This window comes from Mycobacterium asiaticum (genome assembly GCF_001673635.1).
Taxonomy (GTDB): Bacteria; Actinomycetota; Actinomycetes; order Mycobacteriales; family Mycobacteriaceae; genus Mycobacterium; species Mycobacterium asiaticum_C.
This window is the reverse complement of the sequence record NZ_LZMH01000082.1, coordinates 94,398-109,839: the sequence shown is the minus strand read 5'-3', so window position 1 is coordinate 109,839 and position 15,442 is coordinate 94,398. Positions and strand designations below refer to the sequence as shown.

The following is a 15,442-nucleotide window of genomic DNA, read 5'->3' as shown; positions in this document are numbered from 1 at the left end:
GCAATGCGAATTGCCCTCAGTTCGGGAGCGGTTCGTTGTCGTATGTCCTTGCGTTACCAGAGGTGATGTCCACTGCGGCTACCGACGTAGCCTCGATCGGTTCGGCAATAGCCACCGCGAACCAGGGTGTTGCCAGTGCCACCACCGAGGTATTGGCCGCGGCCGAGGACGAGGTGTCAGCGGCGATCGCCGCATTGTTCTCCGCTCACGGCCGGGGTTATCAGGCTCTCAGCGCGCAAGCGACGGCCTTCAACGAGCGGTTTGCGCAGGCATTGACCAGCGCGACCAGCGCGTATGCCTCCGCGGAGGCGGCCAGTGCCGCGCCGTTGGCGACTCTGGAAAATCTGGTGCTCAGTGTTCAGCAGCTACCCAGGGCAGTGGGCGCCGGATTCGAATTCCTGCTGTCATCGCCACAGTCTCCGTTCCTGGCGCTGGTTGCCAGCGATATCCCGCCGCTGTCGTGGCTCGCCGGCAACTCGCCGCCGCCGTTACTGAATTTGCTTCTGGGACAGACGGTTCAGCACACTACGTACGACGGTATGAGCGTCGTACGGATCATTCCCGCGAACCCCACCGGCGAACACGTGGTCGCAATCCACGGCGGCGCATTCATCTTCCCGCCGTCAATCTTCCACTGGCTCAATTACTCCGTGACGTCATACATGACCGGCGCGACCTTCGAGGTGCCGATCTACCCGCTGCTGCAGGAAGGCGGTACCGCGCCGACGGTGGTACCGAAGATCGCCGGGCTGATCTCGTCGCGAATCATGGAATACGGAGCGGCCAACGTCAGCGTGACCGGGGACTCGGCGGGCGGCAACCTCGCGTTGGCCGCGGTGCAGCACATGCTGCAGCTGAATCCGGCCGCTACCGTCCCGTCGTCCATGGTGTTGATCTCCCCGTGGCTGGACGTCGGGACCCGGGGGATCGGCAGCGTTTGGGCAGGTGGTCTTCCCATAACCAACTACCAGGTCAGTCCGCTGTATGGACCGTTGACCGGCCTGCCGCCGACGTATGTCTATTCCGGCTCGTTCGATCCCCTCGCCGCCCAGGCCGCGATCCTGCAGCAGGCAGCCCTGGCCATCGACGCTCCATTCAACTTCGTCCTGTTCCCCGGCGGAATTCACGACTGGGTGCTGCTGACTCCGTTCGGGCTACCGTACTGGCCGCAGATCAACCGGGAACTCGGCATCGCTGCCTGATCGACGCGGCGCTAACCGCTGAACACAGCGCTGAACAGCTGCACCGCCCAGTAGGTGGCCAGCAGGGTAGAGGCCAAGCCCAACAGACCGGCGAAAATGCCGGGCGTCAGGACCAGCGCGCCCAGCTGCACCAAGAACAGCAGAGGGTTGTCATCGGCCGCAGGGGCGGAGGCCGCCGACAACACTGCAAGGTTCTCCGCCTCCGCAGTCGCGTAGGCATTCGCGCCGCCGGTCAACTTCTGGATGAACTGGTCGTGGAACGCCGCTGCACGCCCGGCTACGGCCTGGAATTCCTGGGCGTGTGAACCGAACAGGCCCGCGACCGCGGTGGATACCTCGTCGATTCCGGCGCTGGCGATGTTCGTGGTGGGAGCTGCCGCTTGAAGCTGGGCGAAATTCAGATCGGACCCGATTGCTGCGAGGTCCCGTCCCGCGGTGATCAAACTTTCGGTTGCAACCTGCATCTTCGGGAGCATATCCACGAAAGTGCAGCGCGACGGCCGATTTGCGAAAGTCCTAAACTCGGCGTGAACGGCCCGCTATCCAGTCGCCTGCAGAATGATATCCGAGACTTTCGTGCGGCTTTCGCCATTGGTGGTGCCGAGTTTGGAAATCCACACCAGCACATTCGACGTCTTGGTCCGGTTACTTATCGTGATGCGATTCTTACCCGGTTCCAGCGAAGCGGTGGGAGCCAACTCGGTGGTATCGGACAACTTTGCTGGGTTATCCGTCGCCGACGAGCGGATCTGCACCTCGGTGCCGGTGCTGGAGACGCTGAGCGTCACGACGCTAAGCGCGGTCGGTTCGGGCAGGTGCAGCAACAGACCCATGCCCTGGATGAATCTCGGGAAGGGCTCCGCGTCGCGGTAGGTGACCGTGGACCACCCGGAGTCGGGGTCGCCATCGATGGCCAACTTGGCGTCCTGCGGATTGTCGGGGGCGCCGTCCGGGGAGAACACGGTCGCGCTCACCGGCTTGACGATCGGTCCGGGGCGCGCCGGGTTGCCCGCGCCCCTGGTGAAGTACAGAACCGCCCCCGCGGTCAGCACGATCACCGCTATGACTGCGGCGGCCACCGCGGCGATGCGCGCCGCTTTGCGTTTCGGTGCAGGTGCAGCGGCCGGTGTGGGTACGGGCGCGGTGGCCGGTATGGGTGCCGGTGCTGCGGCCGGCGGTGGTTCAGCCGATGCCCGGCGCTGCTTCGGACGAGCACCGAGCGACAGATTGACGACCTTGTCGGCATCGAGGGTGTCCCCGTCCCAGAAGCCGCTGACTTCGACCTCGTCGCCGTCCTCGAGCTGACCGGTGACGAGATCGGTCTGAATCTGGACCGGGACATGCGCCCGTCGGTTGTCCAGTTCGTCATACGGAACCAGGTGGAATGACAGCGTCCCGACCTGCTGGTCCGCGACGACCGCGCCGCGCTGGACGCCGCGTGCGGTCCCGTGGACCACCAGCCGCTCGAGACGCTGCGTGGCCGGACGTTGACCTGCGCTGTCCGCCGGCTTGGGGGCCTGTTGCGTCAGGGATTGAGCGAAATCCGCGCAGGTCGGGTACCGCTGGCTGGGATCTTTCGCCAGCGCCTTGATCAGCACGGCGTCCAGATGGGCGAGCTCGGGCCGGCGCTCCGATATCCGCGGTGGCGGCGAGTTCAGGTGGTGAGTGAGTACCACGGCGCGGTTGGAGTCCTGGAACGGCGGCGCGCCGGTGAGTAGGAAATATGTCGTGGCGGCAAGCGCGTACTGGTCGGCTCGGCCGTCCAGCGATTTGCCGAGGAGTTGCTCGGGCGCCACATAGCTGATGGTCCCGACGGCGACGTTGGCCTCGGTGAGGTTGCTGACGTCGTCGATCTTGCGGGCGATGCCGAAATCGGTCAACAACACCCGGCGCCGGTGGCCATCGGCCGCGGTGACCAGGATGTTCTCGGGCTTGACGTCTCGGTGCAACAGCCGGCGATCATGACCGAAGTCGAGCGCATCGGCTACCGCGGTCACGATCTCGAAGACGTCCTGTTCGGCCAGGCCGCGCGGGTGCCGCTCTCGCACCAACCGGCCCGCGTCGGCGCCGTCCACGTACTCCATCGAGATCCACAGCCGGCCGTTGAACTCGCCACGGTCGAGGACGCCGACGATATGGGGATGCCACAGCGTCGCAGCCAGCTCGGCTTCGCGAATGAACCGTGCGCGAAACTCCTGATCCTCAGCCGAGGCCAGGGACAGAATTTTCAGCGCGTCCTGACGAGGCAGGCGCGGATGCTCGGCGAGATAGACCTCGCTCATACCGCCAGTGCCGAGTAAGCGCTGAATCACGTAGCCAGCGAAGACCTCGCCGTTGTTCAACGGCATGCCCGAAAGCCTACAAACCGGCACGGCCTGGTAGCGAATCCGCCGGTGAAGGCAAGGGCGGCCGCGGTTTCTGTAATTCCGCTCACGATCGAGGGGGGCCAGCGATAGATTTCGTTAGGGTCTGCGACCTCGGCACCCGCTGGGGACGACATACGGGGAAACGTGATCGAGGGGAGAATTCCTATGTCGTTGATGGTGGTACCGGAGTGGGTTACCGCGGTGGCTGCTGACGCGGCGGACGTCGCTGCGGCGATCGGTGCCGCGAACTCCGCCGCGGCGGCCCCGACGACCGGCTTGCTTGCCGCGGCCGAAGACGAGGTGTCTGCCGCCATCGCGGCCCTGTTCTCCGCGCACGGCGAGGGCTACCAGGCGCTCAGCGCGCAGGTCACGTCGTTCAACCAGCGCTTCGTCCAGGCTCTGACCAATGCGAGCGGGGCATATGCCGCCGCCGAGGCGGCCAGCGCCGCGCCGCTGCAGACTTTTGAGGAGACCGTCGCCCTCTTCGAACAAGAGCTTGCGCAAGTTCCCAATGAGTTGGTCGCCGGCTTCAACCGGATCGCCAACGAGATCTTCACCACCATCTTTGGTGCTCCGGCCGCACCGCCCATTCCGGCGGGCCAGCCAGGGACCTTCACCGGCACGCCGTCGTTGATCACGAGGTTCGAAGAAGCTTTGCTCTACCCGGTCAAGCCGCTGTTGAGCTTGTCGGGACTGGATGGGTATATCGCGACGCCGGGTAACCCGCTCCTGCAACTACTGGCCAGCGACATTCCGCCGTTGTCCTGGTTCATCGGCAATTCCCCGCCACCGTTATTGAATCTGCTTCTTGGCGAGACGGTCTCCTACAGCACATATAACAGTCCGACCGGCGGGACGATGAACGTTGTGCAAATCACGCCCATGCATGCCACCGGTGAACAGGTCGTCGCCATTCATGGGGGCGCGTTCATCTTCCCGCCGTCCTTCCTGCATTGGATTCACTATTCGGTGATGGCCTACCAAACCGGTGCGACCATCCAGGTGCCGATTTATCCGTTGCTTCAAGAAGGGGGCACGGCCGGGTTGGTGGTGCCGATGATGGCTAACTTCGTCGCCTCGCAGACTGCGCTGTACGGCACACCGAATGTCAGCGTTATCGGTGACTCTGCGGGGGGCAACCTCGCACTGGCCGCCGTTCAGCAGATGGTGATCGACGGTGCGCAAATGCCATCGAGCATGGTCCTGCTGTCGCCGTGGCTCGACTTGTCCATGACCAACCCGAATATCGCCTTCGTTCAGGATCCGTTGTTGCCCGTTGGGCTGGCGAAAATATTCGGCCAGCAGTGGGCGGGTGGCTTACCCATCGATAATTCCTGGGTAAGCCCGATAAATGGATCGCTCGATGGACTCCCCCCGACAACGGTCTACACCGGAAACCTGGACATACTTTCGCCCGACGCGATACGCCTCAAGGAACTTGCCGTAGGCGCGACGACCCCGTTCAGCTTCGTATTGGCCAACGGCCAGATCCACGATTGGCTCATTCTCACTTTGGACGGTCCCGCATATTGGCACCAGATCAACCAGGAACTAGGTATCGCGGCCTGATCGCGTCGAGACTGCACATCTGCAGCGGAAGTGCGAGTAGAGGCCTGCAGAACTTCAGTCTCGGCGAACGGCTCGTGAAACCATGGGTGCGGTGATCCTCTCCATCGACCTCGGTAAGAGCGCGTGTCGGGTCGCGGCCGGCGGCCGCAGGGCACAGGGCCCCGGTGCGCCAGGTCTCGCGACGCCGGGTGGAGTCCGCGCCGCTGAAGCAGCAATCTTGGCTTCGACCAAAGACTTTGATCCAGTGGAGGACGTGATCGTAGGGGCCGCCGGGGCTTTGGCCGCGCCGGACGCGGCGCGCGCGCTGGGGCAGGCGCTGCTCGGTTCACTGCGGGCGCAGCGGGTCACCGTGACCAGTGACGCCGTCATCGCGCACGCCGGCGCACTGGACGGGAAACCGGGCGCCGTGCTCATCGTGGGCACCGGTGCCGTCGCCCTCGCGATCGACGCGGACGGCGCGCTGCGCACCGCCGACGGCTGGGGACCCTGGCTGGGCGACGACGGCGGCGGCGCGTGGATCGGGGCGGCCGGTTTGCGCGCGGCGCTGCGAGCCCATGACGGCTGCGGACCGTCCACCGCGTTACTGGATGCCGCCTGCGCCCGGTTCGGCCCACCGCAGACCTGGCCGGGTCAGTTCGCCGACGCGGCCACCCTCGCCTCATTCGCACCCGAAGTGATTGCCGCACAAGCTGATCCCGTTGCATCGGTGATCGTGAGCGCCGCCGCCGAGGCACTCGGCGCAACCGCCCGGGCGGTCAGCAATCAACCGGTGGCGGTGGTCGGCGGGCTTGCCGGCGTGCCCGCGTTGCGCACGCACATCGATGTTGTGCCGCCCGTCGGCGATGCGCTCCAGGGCACCCTGCGGCTGGGGGCGATCCACGAGCCGCATTTGATCCGGGTGCAGGCGACGGCCACTGACAACCGCCTCGACGCACTCCCCACCGAGGCCGTGCGGCCCGAATTGCACGACCTCGACACCCGCCCGATCGGTGAAGTGGTCGCCTTACTCGTCGCCGCCGAGGGGCAGGCGCACGGCGCGGTGGTGGCCGCATTGCCCAGCATCACAGCGGCCGCCGAGGCGATCGTCGCGCGGCTGGAGCGGGGCGGCCGACTGATCTATGCCGGTGCGGGCACACCCGGCCGGCTCGGCGTGCTCGACGCTGCCGAATGCGGGCCGACGTTCAACACCGACATCGTGCGCGGCGTCATCGCCGGCGGGGCCCCGGCGTTGACTCAGGCGATCGACGGAGCGGAGGACGTGTTCGATCCCGCCGATCTGGCTGACCTGACCGAGGCCGACGCGGTCGTTGGGATCACCGCGTCGGGACGCACACCGTACGTGCTGGGAGCGCTCGACTACGCGCGCGCGGCGGGCGCGCTGACCGTCGCGATCGTCAACAACCCGGGCAGCAAGGCGGCGGCCGACGTGGTGATCGAGCTCCTGACCGGTCCAGAGGTGCTGGCCGGTTCCACCCGGCTGACCGCGGGAACCACGCAAAAGGTTGTGCTGAACGCGATCTCGACGAGCGTGATGGTCGCACTCGGCAAGGCCTACGGACCGCGGATGGTCGACGTGCGGGCAACCAACGTCAAGCTGCGCCGCCGCACGGTGCGCATCGTCCGCGATGTGGCCGGCGTCGACGAGCTGACCGCGGCCGCCGCGCTTGCCGCCGCGGGCGGTCACGCCAAGACCGCGATCGTCGCGCTGCTGGCCGGCATCGACGCCGAGCAGGCCGCGGTACGGCTGAAGGAGACCAACGGCCGGGTTCGCGAAGCCGTCGTGGAGCGCTCGCGATGATGCGAAAAAGCGTTGCCGTGGCAACGGTGCTGCTCACCATGGTTGCGGCCTGTGGCCACCGCGATCAACCACCACAGCCGGTGAGCCAGACGTCCCAGCCCCCGCCCGCCGCAAGTCCCAGCACCGGAACGATTTCCAAGCTGCCGGAAGAACCCACCCCACCCGCGTTCGCTCCGGTCGGCAAACTGATCACCGATGCGATCGCGGCGAACAAGCTGCCGGGTGCGGTGGTGTTGGTCGGACATCATGGCGAGATCGCGTTCCACCACGCCTACGGCGCACGCCGGCTTGCCAGTGAACCCGGGCTGGACGGTTCGTCCGCGCCGGCAGACCCGATGACCGAAGACACCATCTTCGACTTGGCTTCTCTGACAAAGATTCTCGGCACGGCGACTGCCGTCATGCAGCTCTACGAACGAGGCATGGTTCAATTCGACGATCCGGTGCAGCAGTATCTGCCCGACTTCAATCCGGCCAACGATCCGCGCCGGGCCAAGGTCACCGTTCGCATGCTGCTCACCCACACCTCCGGTGAGACGGGGGACGTCGAACTGAAGGATCCGTGGGGTCTGGAGCGGCCCGACAAAGCCGAAGGCATTCACCGGGCGCTCACCACGCCGTTGGAGTCGGGTCCGGGCGAGGTGTTCCGCTACTCCGACATCAATTTCATCCTGCTCGGCGCGCTCGTCGAGAAGCTCACCGGCGTAGCCGAAGACGTCTATGTTGCCGAGCACGTCTTCGCACCGCTCGGCATGACCGAGACCCGTTATCTCCCGGTAGCGAAAGCGTGCGGGCCGCATACGGTTAGAGGCGCTGCGGTCGGCTGGGCGCCGGCATCCAACGGCGGCGCACCATCGGCTTGTCCCGCCGGCACCTGGAACACCGACCTGTTACCGCGCATCGCCCCGACAGCACGTGACGAAGAGGGCAGGGCCGATCCCGGCAAGAACCCCGACCTCGACCATCTGCTGTGGGGCACCGTCCATGACACGACGGCGCGACGGATGGGCGGCGTGGCCGGGCATGCGGGCGTGTTCTCGACGGCGCAGGATGTCGGCATCTTCGCGCAAGCCCTGTTGGACCGGCTGGCCGGGCGTCCGAGTCAATTCCCGTTGCTGCAAACGACGTTGGAGCTGATGACCACTCCGCAGCAGCCTGGACACACGGCTACCCAGGTTGAGGCGGCGAACAACGCGAGCAGGGAAGCCGTCGCGAAGAGACCGAATACCCGGGATCCGCTACTCGCGCCGCGCTATCCGGCGGTCCCCGGCCAGAATCTGCGCGGCTTCGGCTGGGACATCGACACCCCGCTCTCGGGGGTACGGGGTGCGGTCTTTCCCGTCGGCGGTTTCGGTCACACCGGCTTCACCGGAACTTCGATCTGGATCGACCCGGCCTCGGATACCTATATCGTCCTGCTGGCCAACTCGATTCACACCCGCGGCAGTCCACCCATGTCGGATCTGCGGGGCGAGGTGGCGACGGTGACGGCGCGGGCACTGGGGCTGTAGCGGGCTCACATCCGCTCGAAATGCTGGTAATCCGGGGTCTTCCAGTCCCCACCCCACTGCCAGCCCCGATCGGAGAAAACGCGCTCGGCCGGGTCGCCACTGTGGATGAGCCCGGGATCCGTGCGGCTGCGGTCCAGGTAGGCCTCGGCGTTGCGCGGTTCGAAATACCCGGTGACATACAGGCAAGGATTGATGAAGGGGTTGATATCGATAGCGCGGCCGTAAGCGTGTGGTGACCACTCGGTGGTTCCGGGGATCTGTCGGCAGTTGAACGCAGAAGTGTTGTTGTCCTCCATGGACAGCTCGTCGTCCGCGTCCGAGTAGTGGTCGACCGTCTGCATCTTGTCGACGGGATAGCCGATTCGGCGCAATTGCTCGAAGATCGCGATGACATCGGTAACCAAGGCTTCGTTCACCACCAACCGGCCGCGGTGAGTTTGGCCGTCGAAGCCGACGTAATCGATGTCCACGCGCCGCAGCTGATCCGGCTCGACGGGACAACCCGGCTGCCAGGTCGTGCCGAGTTCGGCGGCGGTGACCGGCTGCACGGCCGCCGCCGGCGCCGGAGCTGCAACGGAACTCGATGGGGACGGATTCGGCGACGGGGTCGCACTCGACGACGGCGGCGGCGACGTCACCGCGTGAGGTGGCGTCGCGGGGGAGCACTGCACCAGCGTGACGGCCGCCGCCAGGCCGACCGTCATCATGGCACCCCGCAGCCTCACAAGCGTCAAACGTACCGGCAAGCCGGCGGGTGGCTCGGCTCGGCGAACCCGTGCGCCCTGACCTGCGGCAACGACGGTGTCGCTACGAGGCGGGCACGGCGCTACCCGACGCGACCCGTACGGCCAGCCGGGCCAGGTTGCGCAGCGAGTTATCCAGATGCTCGTGCTCGAAGGGCGGGAACTCGATGTCGCGGTGTTCCGGGGGCACGGCCGACCAGTCGTAGCTCAACACGACCTCAGTCGTCGACGGGTCCACCGGCCGCAGGTCGTAGCGCCAGATCCAGCCCCCGAACACGAGCCGCTCGCCGCTTGCCGACTTCAGCACTGTGCCGGGCGTGGCCGCGTCTTGTCCCGGCTCCCAGGCGATGGCGCTGGGCGGATCGAATACGACAATCCTGTTGACCATCTCGTAGTGCTTGTCCGGGTGGTCATCGTGGTACATCGCCATCCGGAAGATCTGCCCGGGCGCCGTCAGGAGTGCCGCATCGAGGGGTTCGCGCACCCAACCGGTGCCGTCGATCGCCGCGTGCGTGCCGGGGTCCGCGAGCACACCGAAGATCACGTCGGCCGGGGCGTTGATAAAGGTCGTGGCGAACATTCGTTCTTGAGTCATAGCTGTACTGACCGTCCGCGCGGACAGAAGTCATCGCTGCTGAGGCGCGGGCTCGATCAGCAGGGTGGGTACGCCGCAGGTCCCGTCCTTGACACTGAGTACGCGCGTGCCGGGCTTGCGGCCCGGGCGCACCTCGGAGACGTCGAGTCCGGCGGCGGCGGCGAGCCGGGTCCGGGCGGCCTCGGCGTCGGGCACCCGCCATGACAGCCCCCAAAGCAGATCGGTGTCGGTCGCACCGCCGGTGTTGCGCAGGGGTTGGGCAAGTTCCACGGTCACCCGGCCAACCCGCAGGAACACCAGTCGCATGCCCCAGTCCGGGAAGCTGCGGTCGAGAGCGAGACGCAGGCCGAGTCCGTCGCGGTACAGGGCGATCGCGGCATCCGCATCGGCGGTCTGCACCACCGCGTGGTCGATGCCGGTGACAATCGCATCCGCGGATCCGATGGGTTCGGCATCGGGGAGAGCCTCCGGGTCCTCGTGTTGGATCGCGATGATCAGCACGCGGCGGGTGTGCGTTTCCGGCAACAGCACACTGCGCCACCGCCGCTCCCGCCCGGTATCAGTGTCTCGGCCCAACCCGGGCGAAACCGGTGTCGGCGCAAGGCCATTGGCTTCGAGCTGCGCGTGCGCGGCTTCGATGTCGGACGTGGCGAAGGCAAGCCCGATCGGGCCCTCTCCTCGGCGGTCCAGTTGGGCCGCGACCGTGTGTCCGAGCGGTCCGTCGCCGTGCGGGCTGATCAGCTCGAGGTAGGTGTTGGACAGCCGGAACAGGGCATTCGCGGTGCCCCAGCCCGGATGCGCACCGCGCCACGACGGGTGGCGGGACAGCAGCGTGCTGTAGCGGCGCGTGGCGTCGTCGAGGTCACGTACGGCGAGAATGACGTGGTCGAGCGCATCGAACAGCAACTCAGCCAAGCTACTGGTCGGTGTCGAGCAACCGCAGCGGATGCAGCCCGTCGACCGCACCGACAAAGGGCGGATGAATGCTGTAGCCGAGCATGCGGCGAATGTCGTCGGAGACCGATCGGGCGGTGTCACGTGACACCGACAGGCTGAAGGCCTCCATCGGCCGCAACCACGGCTCGCAGTATTGCGCGGTGACGGCCAGCCGATCACTCGCCGAAGTGTTGGCGCCGCCGCCATGCCACAGGGTGCCCACGAAGAAGACGCACGATCCGGCTGGCATCACGACAGGCATCGCCTCATCGTCCGGACCGGGTCGGCGCTTGCCCCAGCGGTGGCTGCCGGGATAGAGGACCGTCGCGCCGTTGTCGGCGGCGAAGTCGTCGATGGCCCAGATCGTGGCCGCCGCCAGGGGTGCCCGCGGCCGCGGAACGGGGTAGAACCCGTCGTCGTGGTGCGGCAGCTGGGCGGACTCGCCGGGCTGAATGTTGATCGCCTGCAATGCCGAGAGCAGATAGTTGGGCATCAGCAAGCGATCCAGCACCGCCAGCACGCGGGGATTGTCGACCAGCCGGTCGCACACCCTTGTTCTGCTCAGCACGCTGTAGATGCGCTGGGTGCGCCGGCCCTCGAACGAGTTCCGTCCGGTATGCCCCAGCCACGGCCGTACCTCGTCACGGATCCGCCGGCATTGCTCGTCGCTGAGCAGGTTTTCCCAGATGACGTATCCGTCGCGGTCGAGCGCCGCCATGTCGGCGTCGACCACGGCGCTGTCGACCGAATTGCCGCTGGTGGGTGTCCACCGGTAGCGCTGCGCCAGGTCACCCCGAAGGTCCTCCAGCGTGGTGACGGACTCGTCGTCGATGGTCATTGGTCAGTCCTACGTGAAGCGCGGGTTCGTCTTAGCGACCACACTAAGCCCGTAGCCTGGATCCATGGCTGACAATTCGTGGAGCGTCCAGATCGGCGAGTCGGAAGACCCCACCAATCCAGGCATCCCTCCGGTGCCCACTACCGTTTACGAAGGTGACGAAGGTGGTGCGCGCGCCGCGTATGCGCAGTCGACGGCGAAGGCGACCGAGCAGGACTACCGCTACGTGATGCTTCGTCACATCGGTGAGGTCGTCGAAACGTGGGGAACCCCGCCGGCCGTCGGATAGCCACGAAAGGATCGAGATGAAGTTCGGGATCGCCACATTCGTCAACGACGACAGCATCGACACGGTATCGCTGGCCCGCGCGATCGAGGAACGAGGCTTTGCCTCACTTGTCATCGCCGAACACACGCACATCCCGGCGAGTCGGGAAACCCCGTACCCGGCCGGTGGCGAGCTACTGGCAATCTACTACCGGACCCTCGATCCGTTCGTCACGCTGGCCGCGGCGGCAGCGGTCACCTCGTCCATCGAGTTGTTCACCGGGATCGCGCTACTGATTCAACGCGATCCGATCATCACCGCGAAGGAAGCCGCCAGCATCGACCTGATCTCCAACGGACGTTTCGTCTTCGGCGTCGGCGCCGGCTGGAACATCGAAGAGTTGCGTCACCATGGCACCGACCCGAAGACGCGCGGCAAGCTGCTCGACGAGCGCATCGAGGCGATCAAGGCGCTGTGGACCACCGAACCGGCCGAGTATCACGGCAAGTTCGTCGACTTCGACGCCTCCTACAGCCGCCCCAAGCCGGTACAACGGCCACATCCACCCATCTTCATCGGCGGTGACTCCGATGCCACGGTGAAACGGGTGATCCGCCACGACGCCGGGTGGATATCCAATCCCCTTCCGGGAGAGCGGCTGCGCCACCGAGTCGACCAACTGCGTCAGGCCAGCGGACGCGATGTCCCGTTGGCGATGTTCGGCACACCGGCGAAACCCCACTATTGGGATACGGCCAGCGAGTTGGGATTCGGCCAATTGGCGCTGCGATTGCCCACCGAGCCGCGCGACGAGTCGCTGCGACTACTCGACGAGTTGGCCGCCCAGGTCGAGGCTTACCAGGGCCGGTGATCAATCGAAGGCGATGACACCGCGGATGTTGTTGCCCTCGCGAAGATCGACCATTGCCTCGTTGATGTCGTCGAGTTTGTATTTCTGCGTAACGAGTTCGTCAAGTTTGATCAGGCCGGCTTCATACATCGAAAGCAGTTTCGGCATGGCCTCGCGTGGATTCATCTCGCCGTAGAGTGCGCCCTTGAAGGTTTTGCACGAGCTGACCATGTCGCTCAAGACCATGGGCACCATCAGGTCGGTGATCTTGGGCATGCCGGTCAACACGCAAGTGCCCCCTTTGCGCAGCATCATCATCGCGACCATCACCATGTCCACCGGCACGACACCCGGGGTGAGGACGACCCGGTCTGCCATGACACCCCAGGTGATCTCCTTGACCAGTTCCAGGGCGGCGCCGGTGTCGACAGCGGTGTGAGTGGCTCCGAAGGTGGGTGCCATCTGACGTTTGAACTCGTTGGGATCGACCGCGACGATGTGTTTGGCGCCAGCGATTTTCGCGCCCTGGACAGCGTTCATGCCGATGCCTCCGACGCCGATCACCACGACGGTGTCACCGGCCTCGGTGCCGGCTGCAACCGAACCCGAGCCGAACCCCGTCGTCACACCGCAGGACACCAGGGAAGCGGCCTCCAGTGGAATCCAGTCGTGCACCCGAACGAGCGAACGTTCGGAGGCCACCACGTATTCGGAGAAGGTACCGACCTGCATCATCGCCATCAGGTCTTCGCCGTCGAGGTGACGCCGCCGGGTGTGGTCGGTGGTCATCGCCTTGTCGTAGATGTCGGCACCGACGTCGCACAAATAGGTGTGCCCCGTCGTGCACCACCGGCAGTTGCCGCAGGCGGGAAAGAACGAGACGGCAACGTGATCACCGGGTTTCAAGGTCTTCACCTCGGGTCCGACCGCCTCGACGACGCCGGAACCTTCGTGACCGCCCAGCATCGGGAACCACTCCGGCACCGCAAGGCCGGCAGTCCGCATCATCTCCTCCATGTCCGGCGTCGGCACACTGTCGCCGCTGTGGAAGTGCTCGTCGGAGTGGCAGATCCCCGCGTAGGCCATTTTCACCAGGACCTCGCCGGCGTGCGGAGGGTCGAGCTCGACCTCGGTTACCTCCCAGTCGACACCGACTCCTCGCAACACCGCCGCCCTGGACTTCATCGCCGGCTCCTTCGCAAGATCTGACTCACCATTTCCGCAGTTCCTTCACCGCACTGGAGGCACGTGGAGCGAACGTGAGGTAGGGAATGAAACCACTACTCCCGCAACGGATCACGTTATGGACCACGTCGGTCAGATGTTCGGCGTCGATCAGCCCGCCCAGCATGTATTTGTTCTCCATCCAGAATCTGATGGCCTTTTCCAAGACATCCGGATCCCAGTTTTTGTTGAACTCGGTTTGCGAGTCACCGGTTCCGCCGAGACTGTCTCCCACGGCGAGCCGGGTGAAGCCGATCTCCGGATGCTCGATGCGCCACGCCTCAACGAGCTTGTCCAGCGCACTCTTGGTAACCGCGTAGGACCCCAGCATCGGCCACGGCGTCGTGTACGAGGCGCTCAAGGACGACAGATAGACGGCCGAGCCGCTCGCTGCGGCCAGGTGTGGTGCCGCAGCGGCCGTTATCAGCGAAGCGCCAATGACATTGGTGGCGAACAGCGTTGCCCATTGGTCGGCCGTGACCTCCGCGAGCGGCGCCAGCACACCCATCCCGGTCGTGTACACCAGGGCGTCCAATCCGCCCAGCGCGCCGGCCGCTTCAGCGATGGCCTGTTGGCAGGTCTGGGCAACAGTGACGTCACAGGCGACGGCGACCGCGCCGTTGCCGGCCTCTTCTGCGGCGTCGACCAATCGTTCGTAACGGCGGGCCAGCAGCGCGACCTGTGCACCCCGCCTGGCCAGCCCGGTGCCGATGCAGCGGCCCAGACCGGCTGAGGCACCGACGACCGCGACCCGCAGCGGCCGTTGCGCGTCAGGCATTGGTTCTCGTGGACATGGGCCTCCTAATTCGGAAGTCGAGACGGAGCTGGTGCCGGAGGATCTGTAGGTGATTTATGAAAATTAGCATTTCCGTCTGGGCGATGGGAATGTTGCGGCTTCAGCATCGAGATCACCGGCGCAGTACTTTTCGCGGCTCGACCGCGAAGCTCAACAGCAGGCGGTCGAGGATCTTGGCAGCTCTGCGGCGCGCCTGGGCGGGATTGGCGGCGTGTGCCACCAATTTCGACGCCTCCTCGAGAGCGGCGACGATCATGTGCGTGAGTTCTCCGACCGGTTGGTCGTCGATGATCCCGTCGGCTATCGCCTCACGGACCTTCTCGTTGATGAGCGCGATGCTGTTGTTCTCCTGAATGGCACGGAGTTCGCGCCAACCGAGCACGGCCGGACCATCGACCAGCATCACGCGCTGGACTTCCGGTTCCAATGCCGCATCGAGGAAGCCGTGCAGCCCGCGGGAGAGCCGCTGCCACGGGTCCGCGCCCTGGGGCGGAGCTGCGATGGAGCGCAACGTGAGGTCGTTCTCGACCGCTTCGAACACGGCGCGGAACAACTCCGCTTTGTCTTTGAAGTGATGGTAGAAGGCGCCACGGGTGCCCACTCCCGACTTGTTGACCAGATCGCCGATGCTGGTGTTGAAGTAGCCGCGCTGTACGAACAATTCGCGGCCCGCGTCTATCAGGTCGCGCCGGGTTCGGTCGCCGCGGGCGCGGAGATCTTCGTTGGATCCGCCGCGCTGCGCCATG

15 protein-coding genes and 1 pseudogene are annotated in these 15,442 nt (G+C 65.7%); 7 read left to right on the top strand and 9 right to left on the bottom strand.

The annotated features are described in order from the left end of the window. Window positions 1-35 precede the first annotated feature (35 nt). Complete coding sequence (gene lipY, locus A5645_RS24440; RefSeq protein WP_081288545.1) at window positions 36-1,202, top strand: triacylglycerol lipase LipY; 1,167 nt, start codon at window positions 36-38, stop codon at window positions 1,200-1,202. 11 nt (window positions 1,203-1,213) lie between these two features. On the opposite strand, the gene A5645_RS24435 is transcribed toward lipY (A5645_RS24440), so the two are convergent. Together A5645_RS24435 and A5645_RS24430 are read right to left on the bottom strand one after the other, a co-directional pair. After that, window positions 1,214-1,666 (bottom strand): PE family protein, encoded by a 453-nt coding sequence (locus tag A5645_RS24435; protein WP_216638339.1) that lies wholly within the window; start codon window positions 1,664-1,666, stop codon window positions 1,214-1,216. Window positions 1,667-1,741: 75 nt separating this feature from the next. Next, a complete protein-coding gene (locus A5645_RS24430) occupies window positions 1,742-3,550 on the bottom strand; it encodes a serine/threonine-protein kinase (protein ID WP_065131359.1) in 1,809 nt (602 codons plus the stop codon). Window positions 3,551-3,727: 177 nt separating this feature from the next. Between A5645_RS24430 and lipY (A5645_RS24425) the strand changes: the two genes are divergently transcribed. The 4 genes and pseudogenes from lipY (A5645_RS24425) (at window position 3,728) to A5645_RS24415 (ending at window position 8,446) form a co-directional block, all read left to right on the top strand. Beyond that, window positions 3,728-5,137: a triacylglycerol lipase LipY gene (lipY, locus tag A5645_RS24425; protein WP_172830605.1), complete on the top strand. Its 1,410-nt coding sequence runs from the start codon at window positions 3,728-3,730 to the stop codon at window positions 5,135-5,137. A gap of 82 nt (window positions 5,138-5,219) precedes the next feature. After that, window positions 5,220-5,891: pseudogene (locus tag A5645_RS29485) on the top strand (BadF/BadG/BcrA/BcrD ATPase family protein); the annotation flags it as partial. 144 nt (window positions 5,892-6,035) lie between these two features. Further along, window positions 6,036-6,935 carry an N-acetylmuramic acid 6-phosphate etherase gene (locus tag A5645_RS29480; protein WP_436405524.1) on the top strand — a complete coding sequence of 300 codons (900 nt, stop codon included), beginning with the start codon at window positions 6,036-6,038 and terminating at the stop codon, window positions 6,933-6,935. After that, a complete protein-coding gene (locus A5645_RS24415) occupies window positions 6,935-8,446 on the top strand; it encodes a serine hydrolase domain-containing protein (RefSeq protein WP_081288543.1) in 1,512 nt (503 codons plus the stop codon). Before A5645_RS29480 ends, A5645_RS24415 begins: the two co-directional genes overlap by 1 nt. Before the next feature lie 5 nt (window positions 8,447-8,451). On the opposite strand, the gene A5645_RS24410 is transcribed toward A5645_RS24415, so the two are convergent. The 4 genes from A5645_RS24410 to A5645_RS24395 form a co-directional block, all read right to left on the bottom strand. Next, window positions 8,452-9,153: a M15 family metallopeptidase gene (locus tag A5645_RS24410; protein WP_081288542.1), complete on the bottom strand. Its 702-nt coding sequence runs from the start codon at window positions 9,151-9,153 to the stop codon at window positions 8,452-8,454. A gap of 100 nt (window positions 9,154-9,253) precedes the next feature. Next, the gene (locus tag A5645_RS24405) at window positions 9,254-9,784 is read right to left on the bottom strand and encodes an SRPBCC family protein (protein WP_065131355.1); all 531 of its coding nucleotides are present in this window, start codon (window positions 9,782-9,784) and stop codon (window positions 9,254-9,256) included. 30 nt (window positions 9,785-9,814) lie between these two features. Continuing rightward, a complete protein-coding gene (locus A5645_RS24400) occupies window positions 9,815-10,699 on the bottom strand; it encodes a VOC family protein (protein ID WP_253867127.1) in 885 nt (294 codons plus the stop codon). A 1-nt stretch (window position 10,700) separates the two neighbouring features. Then, on the bottom strand, window positions 10,701-11,558 hold the full coding sequence (locus A5645_RS24395; protein WP_065131354.1) for a phytanoyl-CoA dioxygenase family protein: 858 nt from the start codon (window positions 11,556-11,558) through the stop codon (window positions 10,701-10,703). 64 nt (window positions 11,559-11,622) lie between these two features. Here A5645_RS24395 and A5645_RS24390 point away from each other — a divergent pair, with 64 nt between their 5' ends. Both A5645_RS24390 and A5645_RS24385 read left to right on the top strand, forming a co-directional pair. Beyond that, window positions 11,623-11,847, top strand: a complete 225-nt coding sequence (locus tag A5645_RS24390) for a hypothetical protein (RefSeq protein WP_065038106.1) — start codon at window positions 11,623-11,625, stop codon at window positions 11,845-11,847. 16 nt (window positions 11,848-11,863) lie between these two features. Then, a complete protein-coding gene (locus A5645_RS24385) occupies window positions 11,864-12,697 on the top strand; it encodes an LLM class F420-dependent oxidoreductase (RefSeq protein ID WP_065131353.1) in 834 nt (277 codons plus the stop codon). Here A5645_RS24385 and A5645_RS24380 read toward each other — a convergent pair whose 3' ends face one another. The 3 genes from A5645_RS24380 to A5645_RS24370 all read right to left on the bottom strand — a co-directional run bounded on the left by A5645_RS24380 (window position 12,698) and on the right by A5645_RS24370 (window position 15,441). Then, a complete protein-coding gene (locus A5645_RS24380) occupies window positions 12,698-13,861 on the bottom strand; it encodes an NDMA-dependent alcohol dehydrogenase (RefSeq protein WP_065038108.1) in 1,164 nt (387 codons plus the stop codon). 25 nt (window positions 13,862-13,886) lie between these two features. Further along, the gene (locus A5645_RS24375; RefSeq protein WP_065131352.1) at window positions 13,887-14,678 is read right to left on the bottom strand and encodes an SDR family oxidoreductase; all 792 of its coding nucleotides are present in this window, start codon (window positions 14,676-14,678) and stop codon (window positions 13,887-13,889) included. Between the two features lie 130 nt (window positions 14,679-14,808). Continuing rightward, window positions 14,809-15,441 (bottom strand): TetR/AcrR family transcriptional regulator, encoded by a 633-nt coding sequence (locus A5645_RS24370; RefSeq protein WP_065131351.1) that lies wholly within the window; start codon window positions 15,439-15,441, stop codon window positions 14,809-14,811. Window position 15,442 lies beyond the last annotated feature (1 nt).

Coding starts and splice junctions, on each gene's coding strand:
- A5645_RS24435 (WP_216638339.1), bottom strand. CDS start 1,666: ATGCAGGTTGCAACCGAAAGTTTGATCACCGCGGGACGGGACCTCGCA.
- A5645_RS24430 (WP_065131359.1), bottom strand. CDS start 3,550: ATGCCGTTGAACAACGGCGAGGTCTTCGCTGGCTACGTGATTCAGCGC.
- A5645_RS24415 (WP_081288543.1), top strand. CDS start 6,935: ATGCGAAAAAGCGTTGCCGTGGCAACGGTGCTGCTCACCATGGTTGCG.
- A5645_RS24410 (WP_081288542.1), bottom strand. CDS start 9,153: ATGATGACGGTCGGCCTGGCGGCGGCCGTCACGCTGGTGCAGTGCTCC.
- A5645_RS24405 (WP_065131355.1), bottom strand. CDS start 9,784: ATGACTCAAGAACGAATGTTCGCCACGACCTTTATCAACGCCCCGGCC.
- A5645_RS24395 (WP_065131354.1), bottom strand. CDS start 11,558: ATGACCATCGACGACGAGTCCGTCACCACGCTGGAGGACCTTCGGGGT.
- A5645_RS24390 (WP_065038106.1), top strand. CDS start 11,623: ATGGCTGACAATTCGTGGAGCGTCCAGATCGGCGAGTCGGAAGACCCC.
- A5645_RS24385 (WP_065131353.1), top strand. CDS start 11,864: ATGAAGTTCGGGATCGCCACATTCGTCAACGACGACAGCATCGACACG.
- A5645_RS24380 (WP_065038108.1), bottom strand. CDS start 13,861: ATGAAGTCCAGGGCGGCGGTGTTGCGAGGAGTCGGTGTCGACTGGGAG.
- A5645_RS24375 (WP_065131352.1), bottom strand. CDS start 14,678: ATGCCTGACGCGCAACGGCCGCTGCGGGTCGCGGTCGTCGGTGCCTCA.
- A5645_RS24370 (WP_065131351.1), bottom strand. CDS start 15,441: ATGGCGCAGCGCGGCGGATCCAACGAAGATCTCCGCGCCCGCGGCGAC.